At 69.0% G+C, this 26,886-nt stretch carries 23 protein-coding genes and 1 tRNA gene; 6 read left to right on the plus strand and 18 right to left on the minus strand.

The window, feature by feature from the left end:
• Window positions 1–2 precede the first annotated feature (2 nt).
• Window positions 3–2,453: a DEAD/DEAH box helicase gene (locus tag ACSC1W_RS10900; protein WP_435347445.1), complete on the plus strand. Its 2,451-nt coding sequence runs from the start codon at window positions 3–5 to the stop codon at window positions 2,451–2,453.
• Window positions 2,454–2,470: 17 nt separating this feature from the next.
• On the opposite strand, the gene ACSC1W_RS10905 is transcribed toward ACSC1W_RS10900, so the two are convergent.
• Window positions 2,471–3,214: a class I SAM-dependent methyltransferase gene (locus ACSC1W_RS10905; RefSeq protein ID WP_435347447.1), complete on the minus strand. Its 744-nt coding sequence runs from the start codon at window positions 3,212–3,214 to the stop codon at window positions 2,471–2,473.
• A gap of 211 nt (window positions 3,215–3,425) precedes the next feature.
• Window positions 3,426–3,499: transfer RNA gene (locus tag ACSC1W_RS10910), tRNA-Lys, on the minus strand.
• Window positions 3,500–3,608: 109 nt separating this feature from the next.
• Here ACSC1W_RS10910 and sugE point away from each other — a divergent pair.
• The gene (gene sugE, locus ACSC1W_RS10915; RefSeq protein ID WP_435347449.1) at window positions 3,609–3,926 is read left to right on the plus strand and encodes a quaternary ammonium compound efflux SMR transporter SugE; all 318 of its coding nucleotides are present in this window, start codon (window positions 3,609–3,611) and stop codon (window positions 3,924–3,926) included.
• Between the two features lie 48 nt (window positions 3,927–3,974).
• Window positions 3,975–5,426 carry a DHH family phosphoesterase gene (locus ACSC1W_RS10920; RefSeq protein ID WP_435347451.1) on the plus strand — a complete coding sequence of 484 codons (1,452 nt, stop codon included), beginning with the start codon at window positions 3,975–3,977 and terminating at the stop codon, window positions 5,424–5,426.
• On the opposite strand, the gene ACSC1W_RS10925 is transcribed toward ACSC1W_RS10920, so the two are convergent.
• The 5 genes from ACSC1W_RS10925 to ACSC1W_RS10945 all read right to left on the minus strand — a co-directional run bounded on the left by ACSC1W_RS10925 (window position 5,423) and on the right by ACSC1W_RS10945 (window position 11,017).
• Window positions 5,423–5,713, minus strand: coding sequence for a PRC-barrel domain-containing protein (locus tag ACSC1W_RS10925; protein WP_435347453.1), 291 nt, complete (start codon window positions 5,711–5,713; stop codon window positions 5,423–5,425). The genes ACSC1W_RS10920 and ACSC1W_RS10925 overlap by 4 nt on opposite strands.
• 44 nt (window positions 5,714–5,757) lie before the next feature.
• Window positions 5,758–6,867 (minus strand): pyridoxal phosphate-dependent aminotransferase, encoded by a 1,110-nt coding sequence (locus ACSC1W_RS10930; RefSeq protein ID WP_435347455.1) that lies wholly within the window; start codon window positions 6,865–6,867, stop codon window positions 5,758–5,760.
• A gap of 400 nt (window positions 6,868–7,267) precedes the next feature.
• Window positions 7,268–8,323, minus strand: a complete 1,056-nt coding sequence (locus ACSC1W_RS10935) for a phosphotransacetylase family protein (protein ID WP_435347457.1) — start codon at window positions 8,321–8,323, stop codon at window positions 7,268–7,270.
• A complete protein-coding gene (gene acs, locus ACSC1W_RS10940; protein ID WP_435347459.1) occupies window positions 8,320–10,416 on the minus strand; it encodes an acetate--CoA ligase alpha subunit in 2,097 nt (698 codons plus the stop codon). Before acs ends, ACSC1W_RS10935 begins: the two co-directional genes overlap by 4 nt.
• 115 nt (window positions 10,417–10,531) lie before the next feature.
• Window positions 10,532–11,017 carry a YbaK/EbsC family protein gene (locus ACSC1W_RS10945; protein WP_435347461.1) on the minus strand — a complete coding sequence of 162 codons (486 nt, stop codon included), beginning with the start codon at window positions 11,015–11,017 and terminating at the stop codon, window positions 10,532–10,534.
• Window positions 11,018–11,108: 91 nt separating this feature from the next.
• Here ACSC1W_RS10945 and ACSC1W_RS10950 point away from each other — a divergent pair, with 91 nt between their 5' ends.
• On the plus strand, window positions 11,109–12,095 hold the full coding sequence (locus ACSC1W_RS10950; protein WP_435347463.1) for a D-2-hydroxyacid dehydrogenase: 987 nt from the start codon (window positions 11,109–11,111) through the stop codon (window positions 12,093–12,095).
• A 7-nt stretch (window positions 12,096–12,102) separates the two neighbouring features.
• Here ACSC1W_RS10950 and asd read toward each other — a convergent pair whose 3' ends face one another.
• The 8 genes from asd to ACSC1W_RS10990 form a co-directional block, all read right to left on the minus strand.
• Window positions 12,103–13,143, minus strand: a complete 1,041-nt coding sequence (gene asd, locus ACSC1W_RS10955) for an aspartate-semialdehyde dehydrogenase (RefSeq protein ID WP_435347465.1) — start codon at window positions 13,141–13,143, stop codon at window positions 12,103–12,105.
• 83 nt (window positions 13,144–13,226) lie between these two features.
• Window positions 13,227–15,716 carry an RHS repeat domain-containing protein gene (locus ACSC1W_RS10960; protein WP_435347467.1) on the minus strand — a complete coding sequence of 830 codons (2,490 nt, stop codon included), beginning with the start codon at window positions 15,714–15,716 and terminating at the stop codon, window positions 13,227–13,229.
• Window positions 15,717–16,007: 291 nt separating this feature from the next.
• Window positions 16,008–16,205: a 30S ribosomal protein S17e gene (locus ACSC1W_RS10965; protein ID WP_435347468.1), complete on the minus strand. Its 198-nt coding sequence runs from the start codon at window positions 16,203–16,205 to the stop codon at window positions 16,008–16,010.
• A 24-nt stretch (window positions 16,206–16,229) separates the two neighbouring features.
• A complete protein-coding gene (locus ACSC1W_RS10970) occupies window positions 16,230–16,820 on the minus strand; it encodes a DUF447 domain-containing protein (protein WP_435347470.1) in 591 nt (196 codons plus the stop codon).
• Entirely contained in the window at window positions 16,817–17,659 is an 843-nt protein-coding gene (locus ACSC1W_RS10975; protein ID WP_435347472.1) for a triphosphoribosyl-dephospho-CoA synthase, read from the minus strand. Before ACSC1W_RS10975 ends, ACSC1W_RS10970 begins: the two co-directional genes overlap by 4 nt.
• A gap of 77 nt (window positions 17,660–17,736) precedes the next feature.
• Entirely contained in the window at window positions 17,737–18,477 is a 741-nt protein-coding gene (locus ACSC1W_RS10980; RefSeq protein ID WP_435347682.1) for a tRNA-dihydrouridine synthase, read from the minus strand.
• Window positions 18,477–19,469 (minus strand): 2-phospho-L-lactate transferase, encoded by a 993-nt coding sequence (cofD, locus tag ACSC1W_RS10985; RefSeq protein WP_435347473.1) that lies wholly within the window; start codon window positions 19,467–19,469, stop codon window positions 18,477–18,479. Before cofD ends, ACSC1W_RS10980 begins: the two co-directional genes overlap by 1 nt.
• A gap of 30 nt (window positions 19,470–19,499) precedes the next feature.
• Entirely contained in the window at window positions 19,500–21,062 is a 1,563-nt protein-coding gene (locus tag ACSC1W_RS10990) for a glutamate-cysteine ligase family protein (RefSeq protein ID WP_435347475.1), read from the minus strand.
• 299 nt (window positions 21,063–21,361) lie between these two features.
• Here ACSC1W_RS10990 and ligA point away from each other — a divergent pair, with 299 nt between their 5' ends.
• Window positions 21,362–23,011, plus strand: a complete 1,650-nt coding sequence (ligA, locus tag ACSC1W_RS10995; protein WP_435347477.1) for an ATP-dependent DNA ligase LigA — start codon at window positions 21,362–21,364, stop codon at window positions 23,009–23,011.
• Window positions 23,012–23,026: 15 nt separating this feature from the next.
• On the opposite strand, the gene ACSC1W_RS11000 is transcribed toward ligA, so the two are convergent.
• Both ACSC1W_RS11000 and ACSC1W_RS11005 read right to left on the minus strand, forming a co-directional pair.
• Complete coding sequence (locus ACSC1W_RS11000; RefSeq protein WP_435347479.1) at window positions 23,027–23,686, minus strand: DUF7504 family protein; 660 nt, start codon at window positions 23,684–23,686, stop codon at window positions 23,027–23,029.
• Window positions 23,687–23,730: 44 nt separating this feature from the next.
• Complete coding sequence (locus ACSC1W_RS11005; RefSeq protein WP_435347480.1) at window positions 23,731–24,072, minus strand: helix-turn-helix domain-containing protein; 342 nt, start codon at window positions 24,070–24,072, stop codon at window positions 23,731–23,733.
• Between the two features lie 170 nt (window positions 24,073–24,242).
• Between ACSC1W_RS11005 and ACSC1W_RS11010 the strand changes: the two genes are divergently transcribed.
• Window positions 24,243–24,761, plus strand: a complete 519-nt coding sequence (locus ACSC1W_RS11010; protein WP_435347482.1) for a hypothetical protein — start codon at window positions 24,243–24,245, stop codon at window positions 24,759–24,761.
• On the opposite strand, the gene ACSC1W_RS11015 is transcribed toward ACSC1W_RS11010, so the two are convergent.
• On the minus strand, window positions 24,758–26,854 hold the full coding sequence (locus ACSC1W_RS11015; RefSeq protein WP_435347484.1) for a hypothetical protein: 2,097 nt from the start codon (window positions 26,852–26,854) through the stop codon (window positions 24,758–24,760). The genes ACSC1W_RS11010 and ACSC1W_RS11015 overlap by 4 nt on opposite strands.
• Window positions 26,855–26,886: the final 32 nt, after the last annotated feature.

Consider the following 26,886-nt stretch of genomic DNA (forward strand, 5'->3'; position numbering starts at 1 on the left):
CGATGACCGACGACAGCCACAGCCACACCGACCCGGCACGAGCGAGCGACGACCCTCTGTCGCGGGACCACCTCGAATCGACGGTCCCGGGCTACGACGGACAGTTGACTCACTCGGTCACCCAACCCGCGAAACCGGGTGCGTACGTCGACGCGGCGAGCGTCCTCGGGTCGGACCTCGGGGACGCGCTCGGTCACGACCTCTACACGCACCAGGCCGAGGCCATCGAGCGCCTCCGCGACGGCGATAACGTCACCGTCGCGACGTCGACCGCCTCGGGGAAGACCTACGTCTACGCGCTCTACTTCGCGCTCCTGAAGCAGCGCGACCCCGACGCCAGGGCGATGCTCTGCTACCCGACGCGGGCGCTGGCCCGCGACCAGGAGCAGTCGCTCAACGACCTGTTCGCCGACCTCGGACTCGACGTCTCGGTGGGGGTCTACGACGGTGACACGCCCCAGGGACGCCGACGCGCCTACCGGACGGAACTCGACGTCGTCATCACGAACTTCGCTGGCATCAACGTCTACCTCGCACACCACCCGCTGTGGAACGAGATATTCTCGAACTGCGAACTCCTCGTCGTCGACGAGTCCCACACGTACACCGGCGTCCACGGGACCCACGTCGCGTGGACGATTCGCCGACTGCGACGCGTGCTCGCCCACTACGGGAGCGACCCGCAACTGGTGTGTACGACGGCGACGGTCGGCAACCCGGCCGAACACTCCCGGCGCCTCACCGGCGAGTCGTTCTCGGTCGTCGACGACGACGGCAGTCCGAGGGGTCGGCGCGAACTGCTCTTCTGGGACCCACCCCTCGACGACCGGGACCTCGCCGAGGCGTTCGAACTGGAGGCGTTCTACGGCGCGAAACGCAGCGCCTACCTCGAGGCCAGCGACCTCGCGGCCCATCTCGCACTGCACGACGTCCAGACGCTCGTCTTCGCCAGGTCGCGCCAGAAGACCGAGGTCGCCGCCAGGCAGGTGGCACGGGCGGCCGGCGACCACCCCCTGTCGGGACACGTCGACGTCGACCCGTACCACGCGGGCCACGGCAAACAGACCCGCCGTGGCACCGAGTCGGGGCTGAAACACGGGGACCTCGACTGCGTCGTCTCCACGTCCGCGCTCGAACTCGGCATCGACGTCGGGTCGGTCGACGCGACGCTCCTCGCCGGCTACCCCGGCACCCGGCAGTCGTTCTGGCAGCAGGTCGGGCGGTCAGGTCGCGGGGCGGCCGACGCCCTCTCGGTCATGGTCGCCCGGGCCGACGCCATCGACCAGTACGTCCTCGACGACCCCGACTGGGTGCTCGGCGACGCCATCGAGGACGCCGTCGTCGACCGCTCGAACAACGTCATCTACGCGACGCACCTCCTCTGTGCGGCCGACGAACTCCCCCTCACTTGGGACGACGCCCGGTGGTTCGGCGCCGCCGACGGGACCGGGGTCGACGACGGGGACCGCCTCGAACGGGGCGTCGAGATGTGGACCGCCGCCGGGAACCTCGTCGGCGACCTCGACCGCGGCGTGCAGTACGACGGCCCGCCGCGACCGCAGGCCGACGTGTCGATGTACGGGACCGGTGGCGAGGAGTTCCGCGTCGTCTGCGAGAACGGCGAGATAGACATGGAACCGATCGACCGGTCCCGTGCATACCGGGACTTCCACGAGGGCGCGCTGAACCTCCACGACGGCACGGAGTACGAGGTGGTCGACTTCGACGAGGACGCACCGCACCCGACCGTCACCCTCCGGGAGGTCCACACCGACGAGTTCACCGTCACCGATTCGGACAAACGCGTCACCGACGTCGAGGCACGCGAGGTCCGCGACCTCGGAGACGGGTACCGCCTCTGCTTCGGCATGGGCACCGTCGAGGTCCACTACGACCGCTACCGGCGCATCGACTCTCGAACCGGCGAGCGCCAGGGCCTCCCACGACCGACCGGCCTCCCGCCCATCGAGCTGCGGACGCAACTCTGCTGGGTCGAGACGCCGCCGGAACTGCTCCCCCGGGTCGTCGACGACCTCCCCGAGGAGCACCTGCTCGACCCCGACCCCGACCTCGCGGCCGGCCAGCGCGAGTACACGTTCGCCGGTGGCCTCCACGGTGCAGAACACGCCCTCATCAAACTCTCGCCGCTCGAACTACGGGTCGACACCGGCGACCTCGGTGGCCTCAGCACGCTCCGCCACGCCGAGACCGGCGTCCCGACGTGGTTCATCCACGACGCCGTCGACGGTGGCATCGGCTTTGCGAGGGGTATCTTCGACCACTTCGACTCGTTGGCGGCCCGGACCCGGGACCACGTCGACGGCTGTGACTGTGCTGGCGTCCGGGGCTGTCCGGCCTGTCTCATGGACTCGCAGTGTGGCAACGGGAACGAACCGCTACACACGACGGCGGCGGTGGCGATACTCGACGCCGTGCTCTCCCGCCTCGACTGACCCCGGCGGGCCGGCCGTCAGGGCTTCCGGGCGACGTAGTCGTGGCGTATCTCGAACGCCGCGAGCGGACCGTCGCGCTTTCCCACCGTCTCGACCACCTCGAACCCCGCCGCTCGAAGTTGTCGCCGGGTGCGTCGTGGCGACCCCTGGTAGAGGTCCAGGCCCAGTTCGTCCGGGTCGCGCTTGTACCGCGAGAACAGTCTCCGGAGGTTCCCGTTGCGGAGGTAGTACTCCCGGACGTACCTGAAGTCCGAGACCAGCGCCGGCAGCACGTACCACAGGTTGTGCGAATTGAACGCGAACGTCCCGCCGGGCCGCAGAACCCGGAATATCTCCGCCACGGCGCGGGTCCGACTTTCCTCCGGGACGATGCTGTCGAGACCGTAGTACGAGAACAGCACGTGGTCGAACGACCCGTCGTCGTGGCGCAGGTCGGTCGCATCGTCCACCTCGAACCTGATTCCCGGGTGTCGCGTTCGCGCTCGCTTCACCATCTCCTCGCTCACGTCCACGCCCACGACGTCGAACCCCATGTCCGAGAGCGGTCGGGTCGTCCGTCCGGTCCCGCACCCGATGTCCAGTACCCTGCCGCCGGCGTCCCCGAAGTGTTCCTCGACGAGGTATCGCTCCCGTTCGAGGAGGTGTCCGTCCCCGCCGTGTTTGTCGTACCGGTCCACCATCTCGGGAGCCTCGTACAACTGTACGTTTCGCTCGTCCGATAGTTGCTGCTCCCCGTTAGAGTGCGGCGTCTCGGAGGCCATAGTCTCACTTCCTGACTAGGTACCTGCCGGTTCGGAGCAGTTTCGTAACGGATTGCCCTACGACCGATATCGACGCGTTATCAGGGCGGCCGTGTACGGCGCCTATCTGGCGAACCTGCAGACCATCTCTCCGAGACGATGTGCTTCACTCCCTGATTCATTCCTCCCGACGGGCGGGCTCGGCGCTCCCGAACTGGTCGCGCCGAGAAAGCGGGCCGGAAGGGAATTGAACCCCTGACCGTCTGATTAAGAGTCAGACGCTCTGCCTAACTGAGCTACCGGCCCGGATGCAACTGCACGTTGTATGCTGGTATCTAAAAGGGTTTTCATTCATGGCGCCGAATCGGGGGCCGGAACCGCAATCAGTAACGTTCTCCGGCGCCCAGCGTCTGTCATGTCCTGGAGAATCCTCGTCGTCGCCGGGTTGTTCGAAGTGGCGTGGGCGGTCGGGCTGGAGTACTCCGAGGGATTCTCTCGACCGGTCCCGTCGGCACTGACCGTCGCCGCACTCGTCGTCAGCATGCTGCTCCTGGCACAGGCCATCGAGACGCTCCCGGTCGGGACTGCGTACGCGGTCTGGACCGGCATCGGTGCGGTGGGGACGGCGGTTCTGGGCGTCGTGCTGTTCGACGAACCCGCGACGCTCGCCCGTGCGGGGTTCGTCGGCCTCGTCGTCGCTGGTATCGTCGGCTTGCACACGACGGCCGGGTGAGGACAGGGTCGGGAGGGTTAAGTGTGCCCGGGGAAAGGTGTTTCGTACATGACGACCGGGGTCAGTATCTCCTCGATGTCGAAGTACGCTATCCTCGGCTGCGGGAGCGTCGGCCACGCCGTCGCCGAGGAGCTGGTCGAGCAGGGCAAGGACGTGCTCATCGTCGACCGCGACGAGGGACGCGTCGAGGCCCTCCGTGACCAGGACCTCGTCGCCCAGACCGCAGACATCAGCGATCCCGACGTGGCCGACGCCGTCGCCGACTGCGACGTCGTGCTCATCATGGCATCGGACGTGGAGGCGAACAAGGAGGCCGTCGCGAACATCAGGGACCGCGACGGCGACCAGTTCGTCGTCGTCCGGGCGTCCGACCCGGTCTCCGGCGACGAACTCACGGAACTCGGTGCCGACGTGGTCATCAACCCGTCGTCGGTCATCGCCGACGCGGCGATGCGGTCGCTCGAATCGGGCGAACTGGAGTACAAGGCCAACCAGTTGGCGGACGTGCTGCGCGACGCGAAGGGCCGCGTCGCCATCTTCACGAACGAGAGTCCCGACCCGGACTCCATCGCCAGCGCGGCGGCGCTCCAGGCCATCGCCGAACACCTCGGCGTGGAGTCGGACATCTGCTACCTCGGCGACATCGGCCACCAGGAGAACCGGGCGTTCGTCAACCTGCTCGGTATCGAGTTGCTGAACTGGGCCGACGTCGAGGACCGGGACCAGTACGACACGCTCGCCCTGGTCGACCAGGCGAAGGGGGGCGAGCAGTTAGCCCTCGACGTCGACGTCGTCATCGACCACCACGAACCCGAGGCGGACTTCGACGCCACGTTCGTCGACGTGCGGCCGAACATGTCCTCGACGTCGACCATCATGACGAAGTACATCCAGGAGTTCGACATGAAGGTCGACGAGGCCGTTGCGACGGCGCTCCTGTACGGCATCCGCGAGGAGACCCTCGACTTCAAGCGGGACACGACCCCTGCAGACCTCACCGCGGCGGCGTACCTCTACCCCTTCGCGAACCACGACCTGCTCGAACAGGTCGAGTCACCCTCGATGAGTCCCGAGACGCTGGACGTACTCGCAGAGGCGATCCAGAACCGCGACGTGCAGGGCAGCCACCTCGTCTCGAACGCGGGCTTCATCCGCGACCGGGAGGCGCTCGCACAGGCGGCACAGCACCTCCTCAACCTCGAGGGCATCACGACGACGGCGGTGTTCGGCATCGCCGACGACACCATCTACCTGGCAGCGCGCTCGAAGGACATCCGCATGAACATCGGCAAGGTGCTCGCCGACGCCTACGGCGACATCGGCGAGGCGGCCGGCCACTCCACGCAGGCCAGCGCGGAGATATCCCTCGGTATCTTCACCGGCATCGAGACGACCGACGAGAACCGGGACACGCTGTTGCAACTCACGGAGGAGGCGGTCACGCGAAAACTGTTCCTCGCGATGGGCGTCGAGAGCGGCGAGTCCGCGAACGGCAGTTAGACGACGGCCTCTTCCTCCTCGTCGGGCGTCTTGAGGCGCTCGACGATGTCGTTGACGAGGACCACGTCGCCGACGGCCCGGACCCACCGGTACGGGACGAGGACGCCCTTCGAGTCGCCGAGACGGCCGCTGAACAGTTCCGGGTTGAGGTCGGCCAGCGCCAGGCCGGTGACGAGTTCCTGCTCGATGTCGAGACGGACGTCCTCGACTTCGCCGACGAAGACGCCGTTGTTCGAGTACACCTCTCGTCCGACGAGGGCCGTGATCTCCTGTGGGGTACCGTTCATACGCTGCCTGTCGTAACAGCGTGCCTTAATTGTTAGTCAGACATCTACGCCAGGTCGTCGAGGACGGTCCCGAAGGCGTCGAGGGCCGCCGCCGCATCGTCGGCCGTGTGACCGAGGCTGAGTCGGACCGCGTCCGGCGCGTCGAAGAACCGACCGGGGACGACGAGGACGCCGTCCTCCCACGCCGCCTCGGCGACGGCGTCACCGTCGCCGACGGTCGGTTCGACCAACGCGAAGGTGCTCCCCGGATGGACCACGCCGTCGAGGTCGGCGCGGTCCTCGACGAACGTCGCCAGGAGGTCGTGGTTCCTGGCCACGTGGTCGCGCTGCGTGGCGAGGAGCGCCTCGTCGTTGTAGAGGGCACGGCGCGCGAGCGCGACGCTCGTCTCTGCCAGCACGGGGAGGTGGAAGGCGATGCTCCGGGCGCGGTCGACGAACGACTCCTCGGCGACGAGCCACCCGACGCGGAGGCCGCCGAATCCGAAGAACTTCGTCAGCGACCCCGTCACCACGACGTCGTCCAGTCCGGCCGCGGTCGGGCCGCCGAACGCGCCGTCCTCGGACGGGACGGTCCCGAACGGGGCGTACACCTCGTCGACGAGGAGGCGCGCACCGGCATCGGAGACGGCTTCGGCTGTCGCCTCGAGGGCCGACCGCCCGGTGAGCGCGCCGGTCGGGTTGTGGCGGTTCGTGACAGCGACGAGGCGGGCCGACTCCCGGAGCGCGCTCTCGACGCGTGACGGGTCGAGGCGATACTCGGTCTCGGGCGTCCTGAGGAACCGGTCGACGCGAGCACCGAACCCGGCGGGGGTCGCACGGAGTGGTTCGTAGCCGGGTTTCTCGACGAGGACCTGCGGCCGGGTGTCGGCGTCTGCCGGCGACCGGTACTCGTCGAGGACCGTCGCCATCGAGAGGACGTTCGCGGTCGACGCGCCCGCGGTGAGGAGGACGTTCGACGGCGAGACCCCGTACTCGTCGGCCACCTGCTCGTCCAGGCTCACGTCTGACGGTGGGTCGTCGAGATCGGCGAGCCGACCCGGGACCGGCGTGTAGCCCGGCTGGACGCTCGCCCGGAGGTCGCTCGACCCGAGGTCGTGGGTCGCCGACTCCGGCCGTCCCGAGATCCACTCGAGGTACTCGATGCTGGGGAACATACACTGGTGCGACGGCGGGGGTCCTGTTGAGTGTTCGGCTCTCGGTCGGCCCGACCGCGTCCTGCTTTTATAAACGTGCAAAATGCTTTTATATCATTGCCCGATGGCTGGTAATACTTTCAGGCCATGAGGGTAAACGTCCACGGCGGTTACGGTACACCGCCGGGGTGCCTCTGACAATCCGGCACTTGACGGGTCGGTCGTGCCCGGACCGCCCGTCGAGCAGGGACGGTCCCCGTCGCGAACGTGACGGTGACCGTCCGTGAACTGATTCATCGCCGCGAGTCGAAGTCCGGTAGTCGACGGTCTGTCGAGCCAACACGGCCGTCGGGCCGGTCGGGTTCCTGGTCGAACACACTCGCCAGTTCGAAGGCGACCCGCGAGAACGTCGGGTCTGGCCTCACTCACCGAGCAGGGCGTCGAGGTCCGCGTGTGCGGCCAGCAGTTCGCCCATCCGGTCGACCGTCGCCTCGTTCCTGGTCCGCCCGACCCGAATCACGTCCTCTGCCCGCTCGACGGCCGTGATGGTGTTCGACTGGAGGACCATTATCGGGACGCCCTTCTCGGCAGCCTTGCCGAGTACGGCACCCGACGGCCGGTGGCCGCCGGTGAGGATGAGACACTGCACGCCGGGGGCCTCCAGGGCGGCGGTGTGTATCTCGGACCGGTCACCGCCGGTGATGACGGCGGTGGCCTTCGTCCGCCGCAGTCCTCTGAGGACGGCGTCCGGACCCATCGCGGCGACGCTGAACCGCTCGACGAACGCGTCGGTCGGGACGTCCGTCAGTACGTGGGCCCCGAGTTCGTCCGCGAGTTCTCCCACGGTGACGCCCGCCAGTTCGCGCTCGCGGGGGACGATGCCGTGGACCGAGATGCCGCGCTGTTCGAGGAAGGGAACCACGTCCTCCTTCAGTTCGTCGTACGCGCCGTCGGGCACGCGGTTGAACAGCACCGCGTCGAGATTGTCTCCGACGTCGTCGATGGCCGCGAGTACCTCGTCGACGTCGGTGACCTGCTCGTACGGGCAGACGAGGAGCACGTCCGCGTCGAGCAGTTCGGCCAGGTCGCCGTCGGCGATGTCGAGGAGGCGACCGGCGGTCAGGCCGCCGCCCTCGACGAACATGCGGTCGTGGTCGTCCGCGAGTCCGTCGAACGCCTCCCTGATGCGCTCGCGTACCTCCGTGGCCTCCTCCCGGCCGCGCAGGGCACCCTGGACGAACGTCGGCGAGTAGACGACGGGTTCGAGTTCGTGCATCTCGGCGTCGAGGCCGAGCAGTTCGCGGGCCAGCAGGGGGTCCTCGTCCAGCGTCTTGCCGACGTTGGACTGCAGGCGGGTCCCTTTGGGTTTCATGTAGCCGACGTCCGTCCCCCGGTCGCGTGCGATGCGTGCGAGCGCGAGCGTGACGGCCGTCTTTCCGGTGCTTTCTCCGTTCGCGGTGACGAGTAACGGTTTCATAGTTCCTCCGTGTCTACGGTGAGTCTGATGTCGACTGCCTGTGCCCCGTCGGGGCCGGCGACCAGCGGGTTGATGTCGAGTTCGAGTATCTGCGGGAAGTCGGTGACGAGTTGCGAGATGCGCTGGATGGTCTCGATGACGCTCTCGACGTCGGCGGGCGTCCGGCCCCGGGCACCCCGGAGCAACGGCGCGGCCTTCACCTCGTCTATCATCTCGCGGGCCTCCGGTTCGGTGACCGGCGCGACCCGGAGCGTGGTGTCCTCCAGCACCTCGACGAAGATGCCGCCGAGACCGAACAGCACGAGCGGACCGAACTGCGGGTCCCGGTTGACCCCGACGATGGTCTCCGTACCCTCGTCGAGGTCGACCAGTTCCTGTACCTGCACGCCGAGGATGGTCGCGTCAGGCTGGTAGTTCCGTGCCCGGGCGACCAGGTCCTCGAAGGCGTCGTAGACGTCCTCGTTGGCGACGCCGACCTTCACGCCGCCGATATCCGACTTGTGCAGGATGTCCGGGCTGACGATCTTCATGACGACGTCCCCGCCGATGTCCTGGGCGACGGTGACGGCGTCGGCGGGTTCGTCGACGACCTCGCCCGCCGGCGTCTCGATGCCGTACGCGTCGAGGACGTCCATCGCCTCGACGCCGAGGCGGTTGTCGTTGCGTTCCTTCGCCGCGAGGAGCACCTCGCGGGCGGCCTCGCGGTCGACGTCGAACTCGGTCGGGTCGACGTACTCGCGCTCGGTGACGCGCCGATAGCGCGCCAGCGCGTCGAGGCTGTCGACGGCCCGCGCCGGGTCGAAGTAGTTCGGGATGCCCGCCTCGCGCAACCTGTCGACGGCCGGGCCGGTCCGTGACCCACCCATCAGGCTGGAGATGACCGGTTTCCCGTACTCGGCCTGGCACTCGACGATGGCGTCGGCGAGGTCGCCGAAGTCGAGCACCGCCGTCGGTGCGCTGACGACGACGGCCGCGGCGACGTTCTCGTCGGCGAGTGCCGCGTCGAGGGCCTTCTCGAAGCGCTCGACCGTGGCGTCGCCGATGACGTCGACCGGGTTGTAGATGTTCGCCTCCTCCGGGAGCACCTCCCGGAACCTGTCGAGCGTCACGTCGCCGAACGATGCCAGCGACAGCGAGGAGTCACCGACGGCGTCGGTGGCCATCACGCCGGGACCGCCGGCGTTCGTGACGACGGCCACGTCGTCGGTGTGCGGGAGCGGTTGACCCGACAGCGCCCGTGCCGAGTCGAACAGTTCCTGCACCGAGTCGGAACGCAGGACGCCGGACTGCTCCAGACCGGCCTCGTAGGCCGCCTCGCTGCCGGCTATCGCGCCGGTGTGGCTGGATGCCGCCTTCGCCCCGGCGTCGGTCCGGCCGGACTTGACGACGACGACTGGCGTGTCCTGCGTGGTCTCGCGGGCCGCCTGGACGAACGCTTGCCCGTCCTGGATGCTCTCGAGGTAGCCGAGGACGGCGTCGGTGTCGGGGTCGTCGCCCCACTCGCGGACGAAGTCGGTCTCGTCGAGGACGGTCTTGTTGCCGAGCGATACCACGTCCTTGAACCCGATGCCCTGGTCGCCGGCCCAGTCGAGCACGGCCGTGATGAACGCACCGGACTGGCTCATGAACGAGACCGACCCGGGACGCGGCATCTCGGGGCCGAACGTGGCGTTCATGTCGGCCGTCGTGTTCATCACGCCGAGCGAGTTCGGCCCGACGAGGTTGAGGTCGTACTCGGTTGCGACGGCCTTCAACTCCTGCTCGCGGGTGGCGCCGTCGGCACCCGTCTCGCTGAAGCCGGCGGTGATGACGACGACGTTCTCGACGCCGGCCTCGGCGGCCTCCCTGACCACCGAGACGGCGACGGAGGGCGGTACGACGACGACGGCGAGGTCGACCGGTCCCGGCGCGCTGGCGACGTCGGGGTAGCACCGGTACCCGAGCACCGTCTCGCGGTTCGGGTTCACGGCGACCACGTCGCCGTCGAACGCGCCGAGGTTGTCCAGTATGGCACGACCGACCGAGCCGTCACGGTCGGTCGCTCCGACCACGGCGACACGCTCGGGTGCGAACAGTTCTGACAGCGTACCCATCCCTAGAATCGAGTGTCGGCGTGCCGATAAAGCTAGGTATCGACGGCGCTCTGTCCGGCGACGCTTCACGTGCAACGGTGGTGGGGGTCGCGCACTCGAACCCCGGACCTGCTGCTCACTCCGACACGTCGGCGACGGTTCCGTCTGCCATGTCGACCAGTCTGTCCGGGTCGACGGGGAACACGCCGTCGGGCGTCCCCGCCGCGGCCCAGACCGTCTCGAACGCCGCCAGCGTCTCGTCGACGAACGTCGGGACGTCCGTCTCGTGACAGAAGGGTGGGACGCCGCCGATGGTCCACCCGGTCGCGGCCTTCACCTCGTCCGGGGCGGCCATCCGTGCGTCGCTCCCGCCGACCAGCGCTGCCAGGGCGTCCGTGTCGACGCGGTTCGCGCCGGACGTGACCGAGACGACGACCTGTCCGTCGTCGCTCCCGTCGTCCACGACGAGGACGATGCTACTGGCTATCTGGGCCACGTCACAGCCGATCGCGCTGGCGGCGTCGGCCGCCGTCTTCGTCCCCTCGGGGAACTCGGTCACGTCCGGGTCGAACCCGTACCGGTCCCGCGCCGACTCTGCGAACCGTTCCGCGGTCGGGTGCATACCCGCCGTATCTCCGGCCCTCCGCAAAAACCTACGCCTTCCCACAGTCCAGGGGCCAGCAGTTTTGTACCGGGACCTCGTCGGCTCTCGCATGACCGACGCTCCCGAGGTAGTCGTCCTCAGGAAGGCGGCGCACGGGATTCCGATAGAGCAGTACGCGGAGGCGCTCCGGGAGCGCCTCCCCGACAACGAGGTTCGACTCGCACGCACCCCAAGGGAGGAACGCGAGTTGATACGCGACGCCGAGATAGCCACGGGCCTGTGGCTCTCCGACGAACTGGTCGACGAGGCGGAGACCCTCCGCCTGTTCGCCTGCGGCTACGCCGGAACCGGCCACCTCCCCCTGGAACGACTCGCTGAACGCGGCGTGACGGTGACGAACGCCTCGGGAGTCCACGGTCCCAACATCGGCGAGCACGTCCTCGGGGCGATACTCACGTTCGGCCGGCAGTTCCACGTCGGGTTCGAGCGCCAGCGTCGCAACGAGTGGCGGACCTACGAGACGCACGAACTGTACGGGTCGACGGTGACCGTCGTGGGCCTCGGCGCGCTCGGCGAGGCGGCGGTGGCCAGACTCGACGGGTTCGGCGTCGACACCATCGGGGTCCGGTACACCCCGGAGAAGGGCGGGCCGACCGACGAGGTCATCGGTTTCGACGACGACGCGTTCCACGACGCGCTGGCCCGGACGGACGTCCTCGTGCTGGCCTGCCCGCTGACCGAGACGACGCGGGGACTCGTCGGGACGTCCGAACTGGTCACCCTGCGCCCGAACGCCGTCGTCGTCAACGTCGCCCGTGGGCCCGTCGTCGACACCGACGCGCTCGTCACCGCGCTCCAGAGCGGCTGGATTCGCGGTGCGTCCCTCGACGTGACCGACCCAGAACCACTCCCTGCGGACCACGCGCTCTGGGACCTCGGGAACGTCCAGATAACGCCGCACAACGCCGGCCACACGCCAGAGTACTACGAACGGCTCGCGGACATCGTCGCCTCGAACGTCCGTCACGTCACCGAGACTGGCGAGTACGAGGGGCTGACGAACCAGGTTCCGCTGCAGGAGTTCGGGTCGCGCTAGGCGACGCTCAGAGGTAGCCTTCTGCCAGGAGCAACTCGCCGTTGAGCACGCTCGCACCGGCCGCACCCCGGATGGTGTTGTGGGCGAGGCAGTTGTACTGGAGGCCGAACGTCGACGGCTGGAAGCCGCCGGCGGCGATGGCCATCCCGCCGCCCAGGGTCCGGTCGAGGCGCGGCTGTGGTCGGTCCGGGTCGTCGAAGACGTGGATGAGCGGGTCGGGCGAGGAGGGCAGGTCGAGACCGGGGTACGACGCCATGGCTTCCGTCGCGTCGTCGACGGTGAGGTCGTCCGGGCTCTCGACCCAGACGTTCTCCAGGTGGCCGTCGATGGTCGGGATGCGGTTGCAGGAGGCGGCGACGCCGACGTCGTGCTGGTCGATCCGGGCCCCGTCGAACGCCCCGAGGAGCTTCCGGGACTCGGTCTCCAGCTTCTCCTCCTCGCCGCCGATGTGGGGGATGGCGTTGTCGATGATCTCCATCGAGGAGACGCCGTCGTAGCCCGCCCCGGAGACGGCCTGGAGCGTCGCGACGTGGACGCGGTCGAGGTCGTAGCCGGCGTCGGCCAGCGCGGCCAGCGTCGGGACGAAGGTGATGGTCGAGCAGTTCGGGTTCTTCACCATCGCGCCGTCCCAGCCGCGCTCGTCGCGCTGGACCTCGAGCAGGTCGAGGTGGTCCGCGTTGACCTCGGGGATGACGAGGGGGACGTCCTCGGCCATCCGAGCGTTCGAGGAGTTCGAGGAGAGGACGTAGCCGGCCTCGCAGAAGGCGGGTTCGACCACTTCGCCGATAGCGGAGGGGAGCGACGAGAACAGCAGGTCGACGTCGTCGGAGACCGCCTCGGGGTCGGTCTCGGTGACGGTCATCTCGGCGACGTCGGTCGGGATGGGCGAGTCGACGCGCCACTTCGCTGCGTCGCGGTACAGTTCGCCTGCGGAGTCTGGACTGGCGGTGAGAGCTACGAGTTCGAAGTCGTCGTGTGGTGCGAGGAGCTGGACGAGGCGCTGGCCGACAGCACCCGTCGCTCCCAGGATACCGACCTGTACGGTCATTGCTGTGGTTCTCGTCACCGCCAGATGAAAACGCTTCGGGTGCTGTCAGGGATTGCTGGCGACGATACGACGGTACGCGGCGGTTACTCGATATCGCCCAGCGGGTTGTTCGCGTAGGTGTTGCCCGCCGCGTCCAGCGTCGAGTCCGAGGTGACCGAGACGCCGTAGGCCACGCTGTCGCGGACGGTGGAATCCTGGAGAGAGAGGCGCGACCCGCGCGAGACGGCGACGTTCGCCGCCGCGTCCGCCCAGACGTGCTGCTCCCTGCCGCCGTACTCGACGACGCAGTGGTGCAACCGGTTCTCGGTGCGACTGGTCTCGTCGAACCGGAGGCCGTTCCAGTAGCCGGCCGTCTTCTGCTCACCGGTGAACGTGATGAGCGCGTCCGACTCCCCGACGGCGGTGATGGAGCCGACCCCGCTCCCGGCGACCGCCTCCAGGTCGGCGTTCTGGCCGAACTCGACGGTCGTCCCGGGGTCGACTGTCAGTCGGCCCTGGACGCTGACGGTGTCGTCGCTCGCGACGCGGTAGGGGACGTCGATGGCGTCCCAGGTCACCCGGCGGCCGTCGCGGACGGTCCCGCTGGTCACCAGGAGGACGTCCCGGTCGTTGCCGGTGTACGTGCTCGTGTCGCTGAAGTAGTGCGCGCTCGGGGCGGCGGCTTTGGCGGCCCCGTCCCGGTTCCGGGTGACGGTGTTGGTCGTGAAACTGTCGACGGTGCTGTCCCCGGTGACGGCGACGCCGTACGACCCGGACTCGCGGACGGTCGACCCGTCGACGCGCAGTCGAGAGCCGCGCGAGAGGACGACGTTCGCGGCCGCGTTCGACCAGGTGTAGGCGTCGCCGCCACCGTACTCCACGACGCAGTTTCGAAGCTGGTTCTCGGTCCGGTCTGTCTCGTCGAACCGGATGCCGTTCCAGTAGCCCCGGGTCTTCTGCTCGCCGGTGAACGTGATGGGCCTGCGCTCCTCGTCGTCGGTCAGGCCGACGGCGGTCAGCCGACCCGTCCCGGAGCCGTCCTCGACCGACAGTCGCGAGCTCTGGCCGAACTCGACGGTCGCACCCGGTGCGACGGTCAGGTGCCCCTCGACGGTGACCGTGGACTCCGGTCGGACGCGGTAGGGGACGTCGATGCCGTCCCAGGTCACCTCCTGTCCGCTCCGGACGGTCCCCTGGCTGACGACGACGACGTCCTCGTCGTTGCCGACGTAGGTCCCGGTGTCGCTGAAGAGGTGTGCCACCCTCGCGTCCACGTACCCCGCCCCGCTCTCGTTGCCGGTCACCGTCACCGCGTGGAACGCCTCGACGGTCGTGTCGCCGGTCGCGCTGACGCCGTAGGCCGCCGACTCCCTGATTGTCGCGTCCGTGACCGCGAGGCGTGCGCCGCGCGAGAGGACGACGTTCGCGGCCGCGTTCGACCAGGTGTAGGCGTCGCCGCCACCGTACTCCACGACGACGTTCTGGAGTCTACTCGTCACCCGGTCGGCCTCGTCGAACCGGATGCCGTTCCAGTAGCCCCGGGTCTTCTGCTCGCCGGTGAACGTGATGGGCCTGCTCTCTTCGTCGGCAGTCACCCCGACGGCTGTCAACTGGCCGTCCTCGAGGACCTGGAGGCCGGCGTTCTGGCCGAACTCGACGGTCGCACCCGGTGCGACGGTCAGGTGGCCACCGTCGACCGAGACGGTCGCCCCGGACCGGACGCGGTAGGGGGCGTCGATGCCGTCCCAGGTCACCTCGTCGGTGACGCGGCCGTCGTCGACTTCGACGACGTCCGCCTCGTTGCCGACGTAGGTGCTGGTGTCCGAGAGCGCCCCGGCCGTGGTCGTGCCGACGCGACCGGCGCCGTCGGCGTTCTCTGTCACCGCGTTCCCGTCGAAGGCGTCGACGCTGACGCCCCCGCCGAACGCGAACCCGAACGCCGCCGACCCGTGGAGGGAACTGTTGCTGACGGAGAGCCTGGCACCCCGGCTGGCGACGACGTTCGCCGCGCCGTTCGACCAGGTGTAGGCGTCGCCGCCCCCGTACTCGATCAGCGCGAACGCGAGTTCGTTCCGCTGGTTCGACTCGTCGAACCGGAGGCCGTACCAGTACCCCGGCGTCTCCTGTTCCCCGGAGAAGACGATGGGGGCCGAGCAGGTGCCGACCGCCGAGAGGCGTCCGTCGTCGACGACCTCTAGCCCGGTGTCCTGTGCGAACGTGAGGACCGTCCCGGGTTCGATGGTCAGCGTCGCCCCGTTCGTCACCGACACCGACTCCGTGACCTCGTACCGACCCGAGAGCGTCGTGTCCGACCGGACGTCGTCCGAGAGCGCCTCGACCGGGCCGTCGGCCGCCGGGGCCGCGAAGCAGTCGCCGTCACTCGACCCACCGCCGTCGCCGGTCCCGTCGTCGTCCGGCGCGTCGGTGCTCGTACCGACCTGTGTCCCGGTCGCCGTGTCGGTCGGCGGAGACTCCCCATCGCCGCTCAGAAGGCCCATACAGCCAGAGAGACCGGTCGCGAGTGCGCCCGTGCCAGCCGTCTGCAGGAGCGCTCGCCGTCGTAGACCGGTCGCTGTGTCGTCCCTATCTTTCATCGATGCTACCATCACTCGCCGCTATAAGTACTCATCTGGTGAACAGAGTTCAGCGACTGAATAGCGGTCGGTGATTCAGGTGTGAGGAGGTCCGACCCGGCGGTTCCTCGCTGGAACGCGCTCCGAATCGGGCGGCGACACTGGGCCGAATGGGGCCGTCGATGCGGATTCCCGGCTGTACGTCGGGGCAGTGGAGAACGTGGCTGTGGCTGTCGAGCAACGGTGTCCCGACCGAATCTCGGTCGGCAGTCGCGTCGTCGAGAGGGAGAAGACGGGGCGAGACTCGTCGCGTTACTGCGTCTGCTTCGGCGCGCCGCCCTTCTTGCGCGTGACGTAGCCCGCGATGCGGTTCCGGACGCCCTTGGACTCGATGTTGGTCAACTTCTGGACGCTCTTCTTGTTCACGTCGAAGTCGGTGGTGAACGCCTCGGGGTACCGCTCCAGCAGGATGTTCCCCGTCTTCTTGACGTAGTCGGGTTTGATTGCCATACCCGTTCGTTCCTCGGTGGCCCCCTAAAATGATTCGTTCTCCGTCTTCCAGTCCGTGAGTGCCTCGATTCGGGCCATCGCCTCGCGCTCGCGCGGCCCGCCACACCGGTCGACGACCTGCTCGAAGTACGCCAGTCGCCGGCGGAGCGTCGTCCGGTCGTACGACGGAACGTCGAGTCGCGACGCCGCGACGGTGGCCTCGACGACGGCACCGAACCCACGGTTCACCGGCACGACGGACTCCCGTTCGACGGCCGACTCGACGGGAGCGAGGGACCACTCGACCCAGTCTGTCGACCCGTCGTCGCCCGTCCCCACGCGTTCGACGTCGACGCGCGCCCAGGCGTCGGCGCTGTCCAGCACCGGGCCCTCGCGTTCGTACACGTCGAGGGCCGCCCGGGTGAAGTCGACCGGGTCCCTGGTGAACTGGACGACGGCGGCGCCCCGACGGTCGAAGTTGCGTCTGGTCCGCGTCCGGCCCCACGTCCGGGCCGTGGCCGGGGCGCCCGCGTGCAGGCCGAGCGCCGCGAGGTTCCACCGGTCGTTCGGGCCCCGGGTGGCGACCACGGTCTCGGTGATCCCGTGGAGGTCGACCGGCCACGAGGCGTCGCTCACGGGACCACCCCGTGGCGCTCCAGCGCGACGAACGTCGCCGCCGCAGTCACGTCAGCCGTCGTCCCCGGGTTCACCCCCCGGTCGACGAGTTCGTCGCCGAACGCCTCGACGGCCTCGGTGGGTGCGCCCTCGTCGAGCAGGTCGGCCGCACGGTCGGACACTTCACGGGCGACCTGCTCGCCGTGCTGTTTGGCGACCAGCGAGTCAGGTTCGTCGGCGAGCAGTTCGAGGAAGACGTCGGCGACGCGGTCGGGGACCGGACCCCGGGCGGCGGCGACGTCCGCCGCTGCCTCGAACGTCCGTGGGAAGCCGTTCGTCCACTCCGCGGCGTCGCCGTCCTCTGGCGCGCCGAGTTCCATCACGTCGTACAGCGTGACCTCCCGGTCACGTACTGCGGGGACGGCGTCGCTCCCGCGTCTGACGTCCAGCGCCGCGGCGCCGGCGGGCGGGTCGTCGACGAACACGTCCACGTGGTCGAAGGCACGGTAGAAGCCCACCGCGTCCTCGACCGTCGTCGCCTCGGCCACCCGCGACGCCCCGTCCGGCGTCAGTTCGTCGGTCGCCGCGGCACGGACCAGCGGGACGAGCAGGAGCAGCGCGCCGAACTGGGCGTTGCCCCCGCGTTGCTGGCTCATGCCCGCGACTGCCCGGTCGAACGCCTCGCCCACCGGTTCACCCTCGGCGGCCGCCTGGAGGCCGTCCTGTGCCCCGACAGCCCCGGCGAGGAAGTGCTCGAACCTGAGGTCGTCGAAGTCCCGGTGGCGGTCGACGTTCCCCGGTTTCGGCGTCCCCGCGACCTCCAGCAGCAGGGCGAGTTCGGCGTGCTGTGCTGTCCGCATATCCCTGCGTTCGAGAGCGGTCCGTATGAAGGTCGCGCCACCGGAGGCGCGTCTGGTCCGCGATTCGAGGCGTTTCGTCAGGCCCGCGGCGTGAACCACTCGGTCGTCGCCGCCTCGACGCGGCGGAGTACCCTGGGGTCGTCGCTGGGTCGGCCGACGCTCACCGCGTCGGCCCCGAGCGCGAGGTACTCCCGGACCGTCTCCCGGTCGCGGACCCCGTTGTTCGCGACGACGAAGCAGTCGGTCGCGTCGACCACGTCGCCGACGACGGGTTCGCTGTCCATCGCGTCGACGTGGAGGACCGCTGCGCCAGCGCGTTCGACCCGGCGGGCGGTCTCGACGAGGTCGACCCCGTCGACCTCCGCCCGTACCTTCACGCCGACCGTCGCACCGGTGTCGGCGGCGGCCTCGACGTACGAACAGAGTCGGTCGGTGTCCCGCAGCAGCGTCTCGCCACAGCCGACGTCACAGAGTTCGTCCTGCCGGCAGTGTGCGTTCACCTCGACGACGGCGTCTTGTCGGGCACAGACCTCGGCGGCCTCGCGCACCGGGTCGACGGTCGCGCTCCGGACGTTGAACCCTGCGCGAACGTCGACGTCCGAGAGGGCGCGCAACTGGTCGTCGACGAAGGAGAACGGGTCGTCGGGGAGGAACTCTGACCGCTCGCGCTCGACGAGCAGTCGGGCCGCCTCGCGCGACCGTTCGTCCAGCGCGATGCCGCCGAGGAACGCCATCCCGGCGTACTCGCTGCCGGCCTGCGCCCAGTCGGCGTCGGCCTCCCCGCTGAGACTCGCGAGTGCGACCCGGGGTTCGAACATCATTCCACCGCGTCTATCGCGCGGGTGACGGCCTGGCAGACGCGGGCCGCGTCTCGTCGCTCGTCTATCTCGATGTCGGTTCGTTCGACCGGCACGTCGAAGCTCACGTCGTCGGACTCGTCGACGACGAAGGCGTCCGCGAACGGGTACGCCGTCGCCAGTCCGGCAGAACTCGGTTCCGCGTTGACCGCCTCCATCAACTTCCCCGCCGGCCCGGAGAAGGCGTCTGCTCCGAGGAAAGGCGAGACGACGACGACGGTCGTGTCGGCCAGCGCCGCGCCGAACCCCGGAATCGACAGCATCGGACCGATGCTGGTCACGGGGTTCGACGGGCCGATGACGACCGTCTCCTCCAGTGCGTCGAGGACGCCCGGGGCTGGTTCGGCGTCCGACGACCCGCGGAACTCGACGTTCCGGACCGTCGGTTCGCCGCCGTGGGCGACCCAGAACTCCTGGAAGTGCATCATCCCGTCGGACGTGTGGATGAGGCTCGACACGGGGTCGTTCGTCATCGGGAGCAGGTCGAGTTGCAGTCCGAATCCCCTCGCCAGTTTCGCCGTCACCTCCGAGAGCGAGTGTCCGTCGTCGAGCAGACTGGTACGCGTCACGTGGACTGCCCGGTCCCGGTCACCGATCTCCATGAACTCGGCGACGCCCGAGAACCGTCGCCAGCGCGCCAGGTCGCGCCCCTCGGTCTGTCGTTCCTTCGGCAGGTACCGCGGACCGCCCTCGAGTCCGACCGCGCCCGCGATGTCCTGCAGGGCGTCGTGGGTCCGCGTCGTGTCGCCCTCGATACCCCACCAGCGGTCGCGGTCGAGGATACCACCGCCCTGGAAGATCAGCGTGTCGACGTCCGGACAGATGAAGAGACCGCCGAGTTCGATGTCGTCCCCGGTGTTGGCGATAACTGTCGTCTCGTCGGGGGAGAACGCGGCAGCGGCACCGTCGAGCAGTTTCGGCGTTCCGGTGCCACCGGAGAGGAACGTCACCATACGGCCACCGTTTCTGCGTGGGGACTATAATCAGTTCCGGCCTTCGCGTAGCCAGTCCGCGAAACTCCCGTCGAGCAGCGTCTCCCGCTGGGCGTCTATGTAGTCGCGCTGGGCACCGTAGACCGCGTCCTCGAAGGTCGCTCCGTCCTCGACCGCCGAAGCGACGCGTTCGCGCTTCCAGCTCGCGGGCGTCTGGCGCTGCCGGACACGCATCCTGAGTGGGTAGAGGTAGTGAGCCGTCTCGGCGTCGTCGAGGCCGCGACTCTTGAGGCCGTCTTCGGCGTGGTCGACGATGTCGGCGTAGATGGTGTCCGTGTCGGTGGTCTTCTGGCCGTCGTTGGTGATCCACGTCAGGTCGGCGTCGAGACCGTCCCGCATCGCCCCGTAGAAGTTGTCGTTGGCCAGTTCCCAGTCGAGTTCGGCGACCGGGTGTTCGAGCCTCGTGAGGCTCTCGAGCAGGCCAGCGAAGACCGCCTGGAACGCGACGGAGTCCCGGACAGTCGGCTGGGCGGAGATGGGCCGGAACTCGATGCGGGCGTTCGCGGCCGAGCGCGTCGGTCCGTCGAACACGGGCCTGACCCAGCGCCAGTAGGTGCCGTGTTTCGTCCGGAAGTGTGCGAAGGCGTCGTCGAAGCGGTCCGACTCGGTGACCGGCAGTGGGACGAGCGTCTCGTCGTTCGCGATGCGGTCGACGGTTTCCTCGACCGACTCGACGTCCTTCGGGAACCGGACCTTCCCGGCGGTGTCTGACTCGGCGTTCAGCACCGTCTCGAAGACGCTGATACGGTTCTCCATCCAGCCATCTTCGAGGACGTCCTCGGCAGTGACCGACTCGTCGTACAGGTCCGGCGGGAAGAAGGGCGAGTTCACGCCCAGTGCGAGGAGGGGGCCGGCGATCCTGAGCGCGTACCGGAAGTACGTCGGCAGGTCGGCGGCGTGGGGGACCTGGTAGTGGGGTTGGATGGACGTGATGAGGCTCTCCGGAAGGACGGTGTCCGCGTCGAGGTGGACGTGGGGCGCGTCGAGGTGCATCCCCACCTGCTTCGCACGGTCGGTGTTCGCCATTGCGTGGTAGCGCGACGAGTCGCTCATGTTCGTCGCGATGCGAACGCCGCGGTGGACGACGCTGTCGGTGAGGTACTTGCGGGCCGACTCTCCCTCCGGCGGGATGGTCCACATCCCGTCACTGACGAGGCGCATGCCCTCGGCGCGGGTGCAGTCCAGCGCCGTCTCCAGTCTCGCCAGGACCTCGTGTTCCTGTGCGAGCAGTCCGTTTCGGTTGAAGGGCTGTGGACTCGTCGTCATCTCGGCGTTGTGGAGGCCGAGTTCCTTCTCGAAGCCGATGAACTCGAGCAACCGGCGTGGGACGCGCCGGAGCGGGTAGTCGTGCGAGATTCCCTGGGTCTCAGCGTCGGGTTCTGACACCGCGTAGAACTCGTACTCCAGTCCGACGATCGCCTGGGGGTTGTCGAACGTCCCCGCCGCCAGTTCCTCCTTCAGGGTCGCGGCGTCCTCGTCGACCCGGCGCTGGAACGCATCGGCGTCGACGTCGAGCACCGACTGTATCCGGTCGGCGAGGTCGTCCTCTGGCATGGCCGATAGTGCGACCGAGGGTGCCTTCAATCCCGTGGCTACCGGAGTAGGCTGACAGACGACAGCGACCGCCCGCCCGTCGACCGGTGCTGTCGTACACCTGCTGACCGGTCGACGCCGTTCGTCAGTACACGTGGGGTCTGGTCCCGGCCTCGTACTTGAACGGTCGCCTCCGCCGTGTGCCTCCGACGTGTCCCGGGTGACGGTCGCCTCGACGCCGTCGCCGGTGCCCGAGCGTCGGCGTCGTCCGTGCAGGCACTTCGGACACTTTAACTGGCGCGTCCGGCTACGTGTCGGCGATGCAATTCGGTGCGTTCGCCACCCGGGCGGCCGAGATAGAGGACGAACCGGCCGACCTCGAGACGGTCTCCCTCGTTCGAGACCTCTTCCTCGAGTCCGGCGACGACCTCGCGGTCGTCGCCCGGTTCGTGCAGGGTCGCGTCTTCCCGGCGTGGGACGACCGCAAACTGGACGTCGGGCCGAGCACCTGCTACGCCGCCATCGCCCGGGCGGCCGGTCCGAACGTCGACTCGGACGACGTGGAGGACCGACTGGCCGACCTCGGCGAGGTCGGCGACGTCGCTGCGAGCTACGAGTTCGGCGGCCAGCGGGGCCTCGCCGCGTTCGGTGGCGGTGGGGCCGACGCGATGACGGTCGCCTCGGTGTACGACGACCTCTCGACGCTCGCTGCGACGGACGGCGAGGGGAGCGAGGGGACGAAACTCGACCTGCTGTTCGGCCTGTTCAACCGCTGTGAACCGAACGAGGCGCGCTATCTGGCTCGCATCGTCCTCTCGGAGATACGCATCGGCGTCGGCGAGGGGACGGTCAGGGACGCTATCGCGGCGGCGTACGACGTGCCGACGGAGTCGGTCGAGCGCGCACTCCAGGTGTCGAACGACTACGGTCTCGTCGCCGAGACGGCCCGGGACGAGGGAACCGCGGGCCTCGACGGGACCACCCTGGAGGTGGGACGACCGGTTCAGGCGATGCTCGCACAGGCCGAGACGGCGAGCGACGCGCTGGAGGAGTGGGACGAGGCGGCCGTCGAGACGAAGTTCGACGGTGCTCGCGTGCAGGTCCACTGGGACGGCTCGACGGTCGACGTCTTCTCGCGCAACCTCGAGGACGTGACCGAAGCACTCCCGGAGGTCGTCGACTTCGTCCGCGAGCACTGCGACGCGCCTGCCATCCTCGACGGGGAGGTGGTCGCCGTCGACGACGCGGGCGAACCGCTCCCGTTCCAGCAGGTGCTCCGTCGCTTCCGGCGGAAACACGACGTGGCGAAGGCCCGCGAGGACGTGACCGTCGAACTCCGGGCGTTCGACTGTCTGCACGCCGACGGCGTCGACCTGCTGGACGCGCCCCTGCGCGACCGGCACGACCGACTCGCGAGCGTGCTCGACGCCAACGTGAGCGACCGGACCCTCACCGACGACCCCGAAACGGTGGCGGAGTACGAGGCCAGGGCGCTCGACGCCGGTCACGAGGGCATCATGCTCAAGGACCCCGCGTCGACGTACTCGCCGGGCAAGCGCGGGCGGAACTGGCTCAAGCGGAAACCGGACGTCGAGACGCTCGACTGCGTCGTCGTGGGCGCCGAGTGGGGCGAGGGTCGTCGGGCCAACGTCTTCGGGACGTTCCGCATCGCCGTCCGGACCGACGACGGCTACGAGGGCATCGGGAAGGTGGCGACGGGGGTCACCGACGAGGAACTCGACGACCTGACCGACCTGCTGCGACCACACGTCACCACCGAGTCGGGACGCGACGTGACGTTCGACCCCGCCGTCGTCTTCGAGGTCGGGTACGAGGAGATACAGCCGTCGCCCACGTACGAGTCGGGGTACGCCCTCCGGTTCCCCCGGTTCGTCGGCGTCCGCGACGACAAGGATGCGGACGACGCGGACTCGCTCGACCGGGTCGAACGACTCGCGGGCCTGCAGTAGGTGCGCCGGCGCCCGTCAGAGCGACATCCAGTTCGTCGACCGGTCGAACGCCGGGAGCGTCCACCGGTGTTGCGGCCCCGTCGCCACCTCCCGTAGTTCGACGCAGCCGTCGACGGCGTCGACGAGTCCGGTCGGCGGGTCGATGCCGGGGTACCGGAGGAACGCCATCCCCCGCACGCCCCGGACGACCGCTCCGACGCCACGTACGAACCGCTCCACCTCGTCGGGCGCGTGGGCCTCGACCGCCGGACCCAGGTCCTCCAGCAGGAGTCGGAGCTGCCCCGGCGAGAGACCACCGTTCTCGGCGTCGCGGTCGACGACGGCGTCGGTGACCGCCTTGACCAGGGAGTCGAGCGACGGCGGCGCGCTGGTCGTCACCGTCGCGATCGTCTCGTCGTTCGAGTCGAGTCCGGTCGGGAGCATCGGTGCGAGGTCCCGCGTGGCCCGGTCCGGGAAGACGACGAGCCGAACCCGGTCGGCGTCCGTGGCACCGCCGAGCAGTCGGAATGCCCGCGTCGCCGTCTCGACCGACACGTCGCCGGTGACCAGCATCGAACAGCCCGTTCGTTTGTACCTGGCGAGGACGTCGGAGAGGTCGTCCCCGGTGTCGTCACCCGGCCCACGGAACGTCGCACCGTCGAGCGCTCGCTCGAACTCGACCCTGTATTCGTCCATCTGGAGGCGGTTTTGAGGCCCGGACTACAAAACCGTTCCTGCCGTCACTTGACGAACTCTCGGACCGCCGACTCGTCCTCCTGCCCCGATTCGTCGTAGAACGCCGCCAGCGCCTCGTCCAGTTCGTCGAGGGCCTCGACCTGCGGCGTCTCGGCCAGCGAGTACGTCGGGTACCCGTCGCCGCTCGTCCGTTCGAGGAACCCGAGCGACCGCAGCGGGTCACGGTGTTCGTGGAAGGTACTCGCCGCCAGGTCGGCGCGAGCAGCGATCTCAGACGCTCCCAGTTCCTGGTCACGCGCCTCGGTCAGCACGCCGAGGATGGCCACCCGTGCCGGGTAGCCGAGGGCCCGTTCAAGCGGCGGGTCGAACGCTTCGTCTGTGTTCACGACCCGTGATTCGGTCGTGGTCGTAAGAATCTTTTCGAGCGGACGGTCCTCTCGTCTGCGGTGGCGGCCCGTGGACGGACGTTGAATATTCAGGCAACAGGTGCCGTCGTGTCGTGCGGACGACCGAATCGGCAAGTAGCCTTTTGTCGGGTGGCTTCGGCTACGTTCGTATGACCTTCGGCACGTCTCCAGGGGGAGTTCGAGGCGAACGGGCGGAGTGGGTGCTCCGTCGTGCCGACGAACTCGACGTCCAACCGGCAGTCGTCTGGGGGTACCTCGAACGGAACGTCGAAGACGGAATCGCCACCGTCGACGAACATCGGACGCGGCTCGCGCGACTGTTCAAGGCGCACCTCGCCCGGCCGATGCTCTCGGACAACTCCCGGATACGGATATACGACGGGTCCGAGGGGCGGTTCGACTACATCAAAGGCACGCACTACGTCCAGCAGGTGTCCGACGAGGTCCGCCGACTCGTCCACGTCGTCGCCGACGAGCAGCGCATGACCGTCGAGGTCGACGGGACCTCGGGCGTCGCGGTCCGGTTCACGGACCCCGTCCCCTCTGCCGACGCGCACGTCGCGTCGGAACTCTGTCGTCGCGCCCTCGGGACCCCGCTGGACGGCCTCGACGACGTCGTCGAGATAGTCGACTGCGACACCCAGCGCTCCTGGACCGAGGTCGGTTAGTCGAGGACCTCGTCGACGGCGTCGGCGTCGGTCGGCCAGTACAGTTCGCCGTCGTAGCGGTACGGCGCGTCCCACTCGACGAGTTCCCGTATCGTCGCCTCGCGGGGGAGGACGTGGGACTCCGTCACGGACGGGGCGAGTCCCCGTTCCACGTTCGTCGGGTCCCCGACGACGATGCTCGTGTGTATCCCGAGGGACCACGCACACCGGAGATACGTCTCTGCGGCCAACTCGTAGGCTCCGGTCGGCCGTCGCCGGACCGTCGCGACGAGCGGGAGTTCCGTCCCGTCGACCACGAGGCGCGACAGACCGTCGCCCACGACGAGGTACTGTCGCCCCGCCTCGAGGTGGCCTGCGACCTGCTCGACGGCGGCACTGATCGAGAACCCGTCGCCGAGGAGGCGGGCGACGTCCCGGCCGACGTGGACGGCGTCCTCGTTCGCGACCCGGGTCGTCGCCGCGACGCCGCCGACGGCCCCCCGTTCGACGAGGGCCGTCGCCTGTTCGTACGTCTCGCACGCGTTGAGTACGAACAGGTCCGGTTCGACGCTCGCGAGGGTTCGAACGTCGAGGGGACCGTCCGAGCACTCCAGTCCGGCGGGCGTCGCGTGGCCGACGAAGTGGACGAGGTCCGTCCGGTCGTCGGTCAGGACGCCGGCCACCTCCTCCCGGTCGGCGTCCGAGACCAGCGAGACCGTCCTGGGCAGCCCCAGGCTGCCGTCGTAGAACTCCTCGAGCGAGCGCTGCTCGGGAAGCATCTCCGGGTCGGTACAGACGATGGCGACGGTCACCTCGTCCGACGGGTCCCTGGCGAGTGCGTTCCGGTAGGCCGTCGACGACGCCTTCGAGGCACCGCGAGGGACACCCGGCCCGAACCAGGCGTGGGTCACAGCGTCGACCTCGCTCTCGGGGACGACGCGTGGGCGACCCGCCGCCACGGCCGGGTTCGGGCCGGTCCCCTGCCCGTTCGAATCCGGCCCCGACCCGTCCCTGACGAACGCAGCGACCGGCCCCTGGTTCGTACCCGTGACCCGTCCCCGCGCCGATTCGACGACGCCGAGTCGGTGACAGACGTGCGGGAGCAGTTCCACCGACGCGGCGCGTGGGGGGACCGCCGCGACCAGCGGCCAGCGCGGGAGCGCGGGTTCGAGGAGTGCGACCGGGACCTCCAGATACGCCGCCAACCGGTCGGCGGGGGTCGAGTCGTACAGCGCTTCCGGGTCGGCCGGCAACGCCGCTTCGAGCGCCTCGTGGCCGTCGACCTGCAGGTCGTAGTGGCCGTAGCGTCGAACGACCGCGTCGAGTACGAGCGACCGCCGGAGGAACCACCCGAGGTCCACCTCGAGCGACCGAACGTCCCCGAGCGCGTGCGTTCGACCCCCCATCCGCACGTGCGGCGTCGACCCGGTCTGCAGGTCGGCACCGAGGTAGTACGCCGCCGGCGCCGCGGCGAAGAGGGGTGCGTACCGCGGCGGGACGACTATCTCGACACCGGAGTCCGGGGCCGAGAGTTCGTCGGGTATCGACAGCGTCGTTCCGAGTTCGACCCGGGGTGGGTGCCCGCGAAGGTTCGGCCACGACCGTTCCGGTGACGTCGTCTGCAGCGACGACGAGAGCACGCTCACGGCGGCCGCGACGTCGTCGGGCCGGTCGGTCGTCTCGACAGTCGCGGTCGGGACCGACGTCGTCGAACGGAACCCCACGACGACGCTGTTCGCCTCGGCCAGCTCGACGCGCGTTCGACTGCCCTCGGGCGTTATCGTCATCGCACTGCTGACCAGCACGTAGCACTTCACCGCGGACCCGAGTTCGAGGACGTGCGTGCCGGCCGGGTAGGACCGTCGCTCGTCGGCCCGAACCAGGCCGACGTCGTTCATCGCGGTATCGCGGACCGTGACGGCGACGAGCGACGGGACCTCCAGGTACCGCGTCTCGACGGCCAGGGCCTCGTCGACGAACGCCCCGAACGGGAGGTCCGTCGACGTCGGAACGAACCGTCCGGTCGAGGTGGCGAGTCGGAGTCGGGCCTGTTCGCTCGTATCGACGACCTCCAGCCCGGTCGGGTCGCGCGTCGTCCTGTACTGCAGCGCCATCGGTTCCCGGATGCAGGTCCAACTGAACCACC

The organism is Haloarchaeobius marinus (assembly GCF_051207415.1).
Classification (GTDB): domain Archaea; phylum Halobacteriota; class Halobacteria; order Halobacteriales; family Natrialbaceae; genus Haloarchaeobius.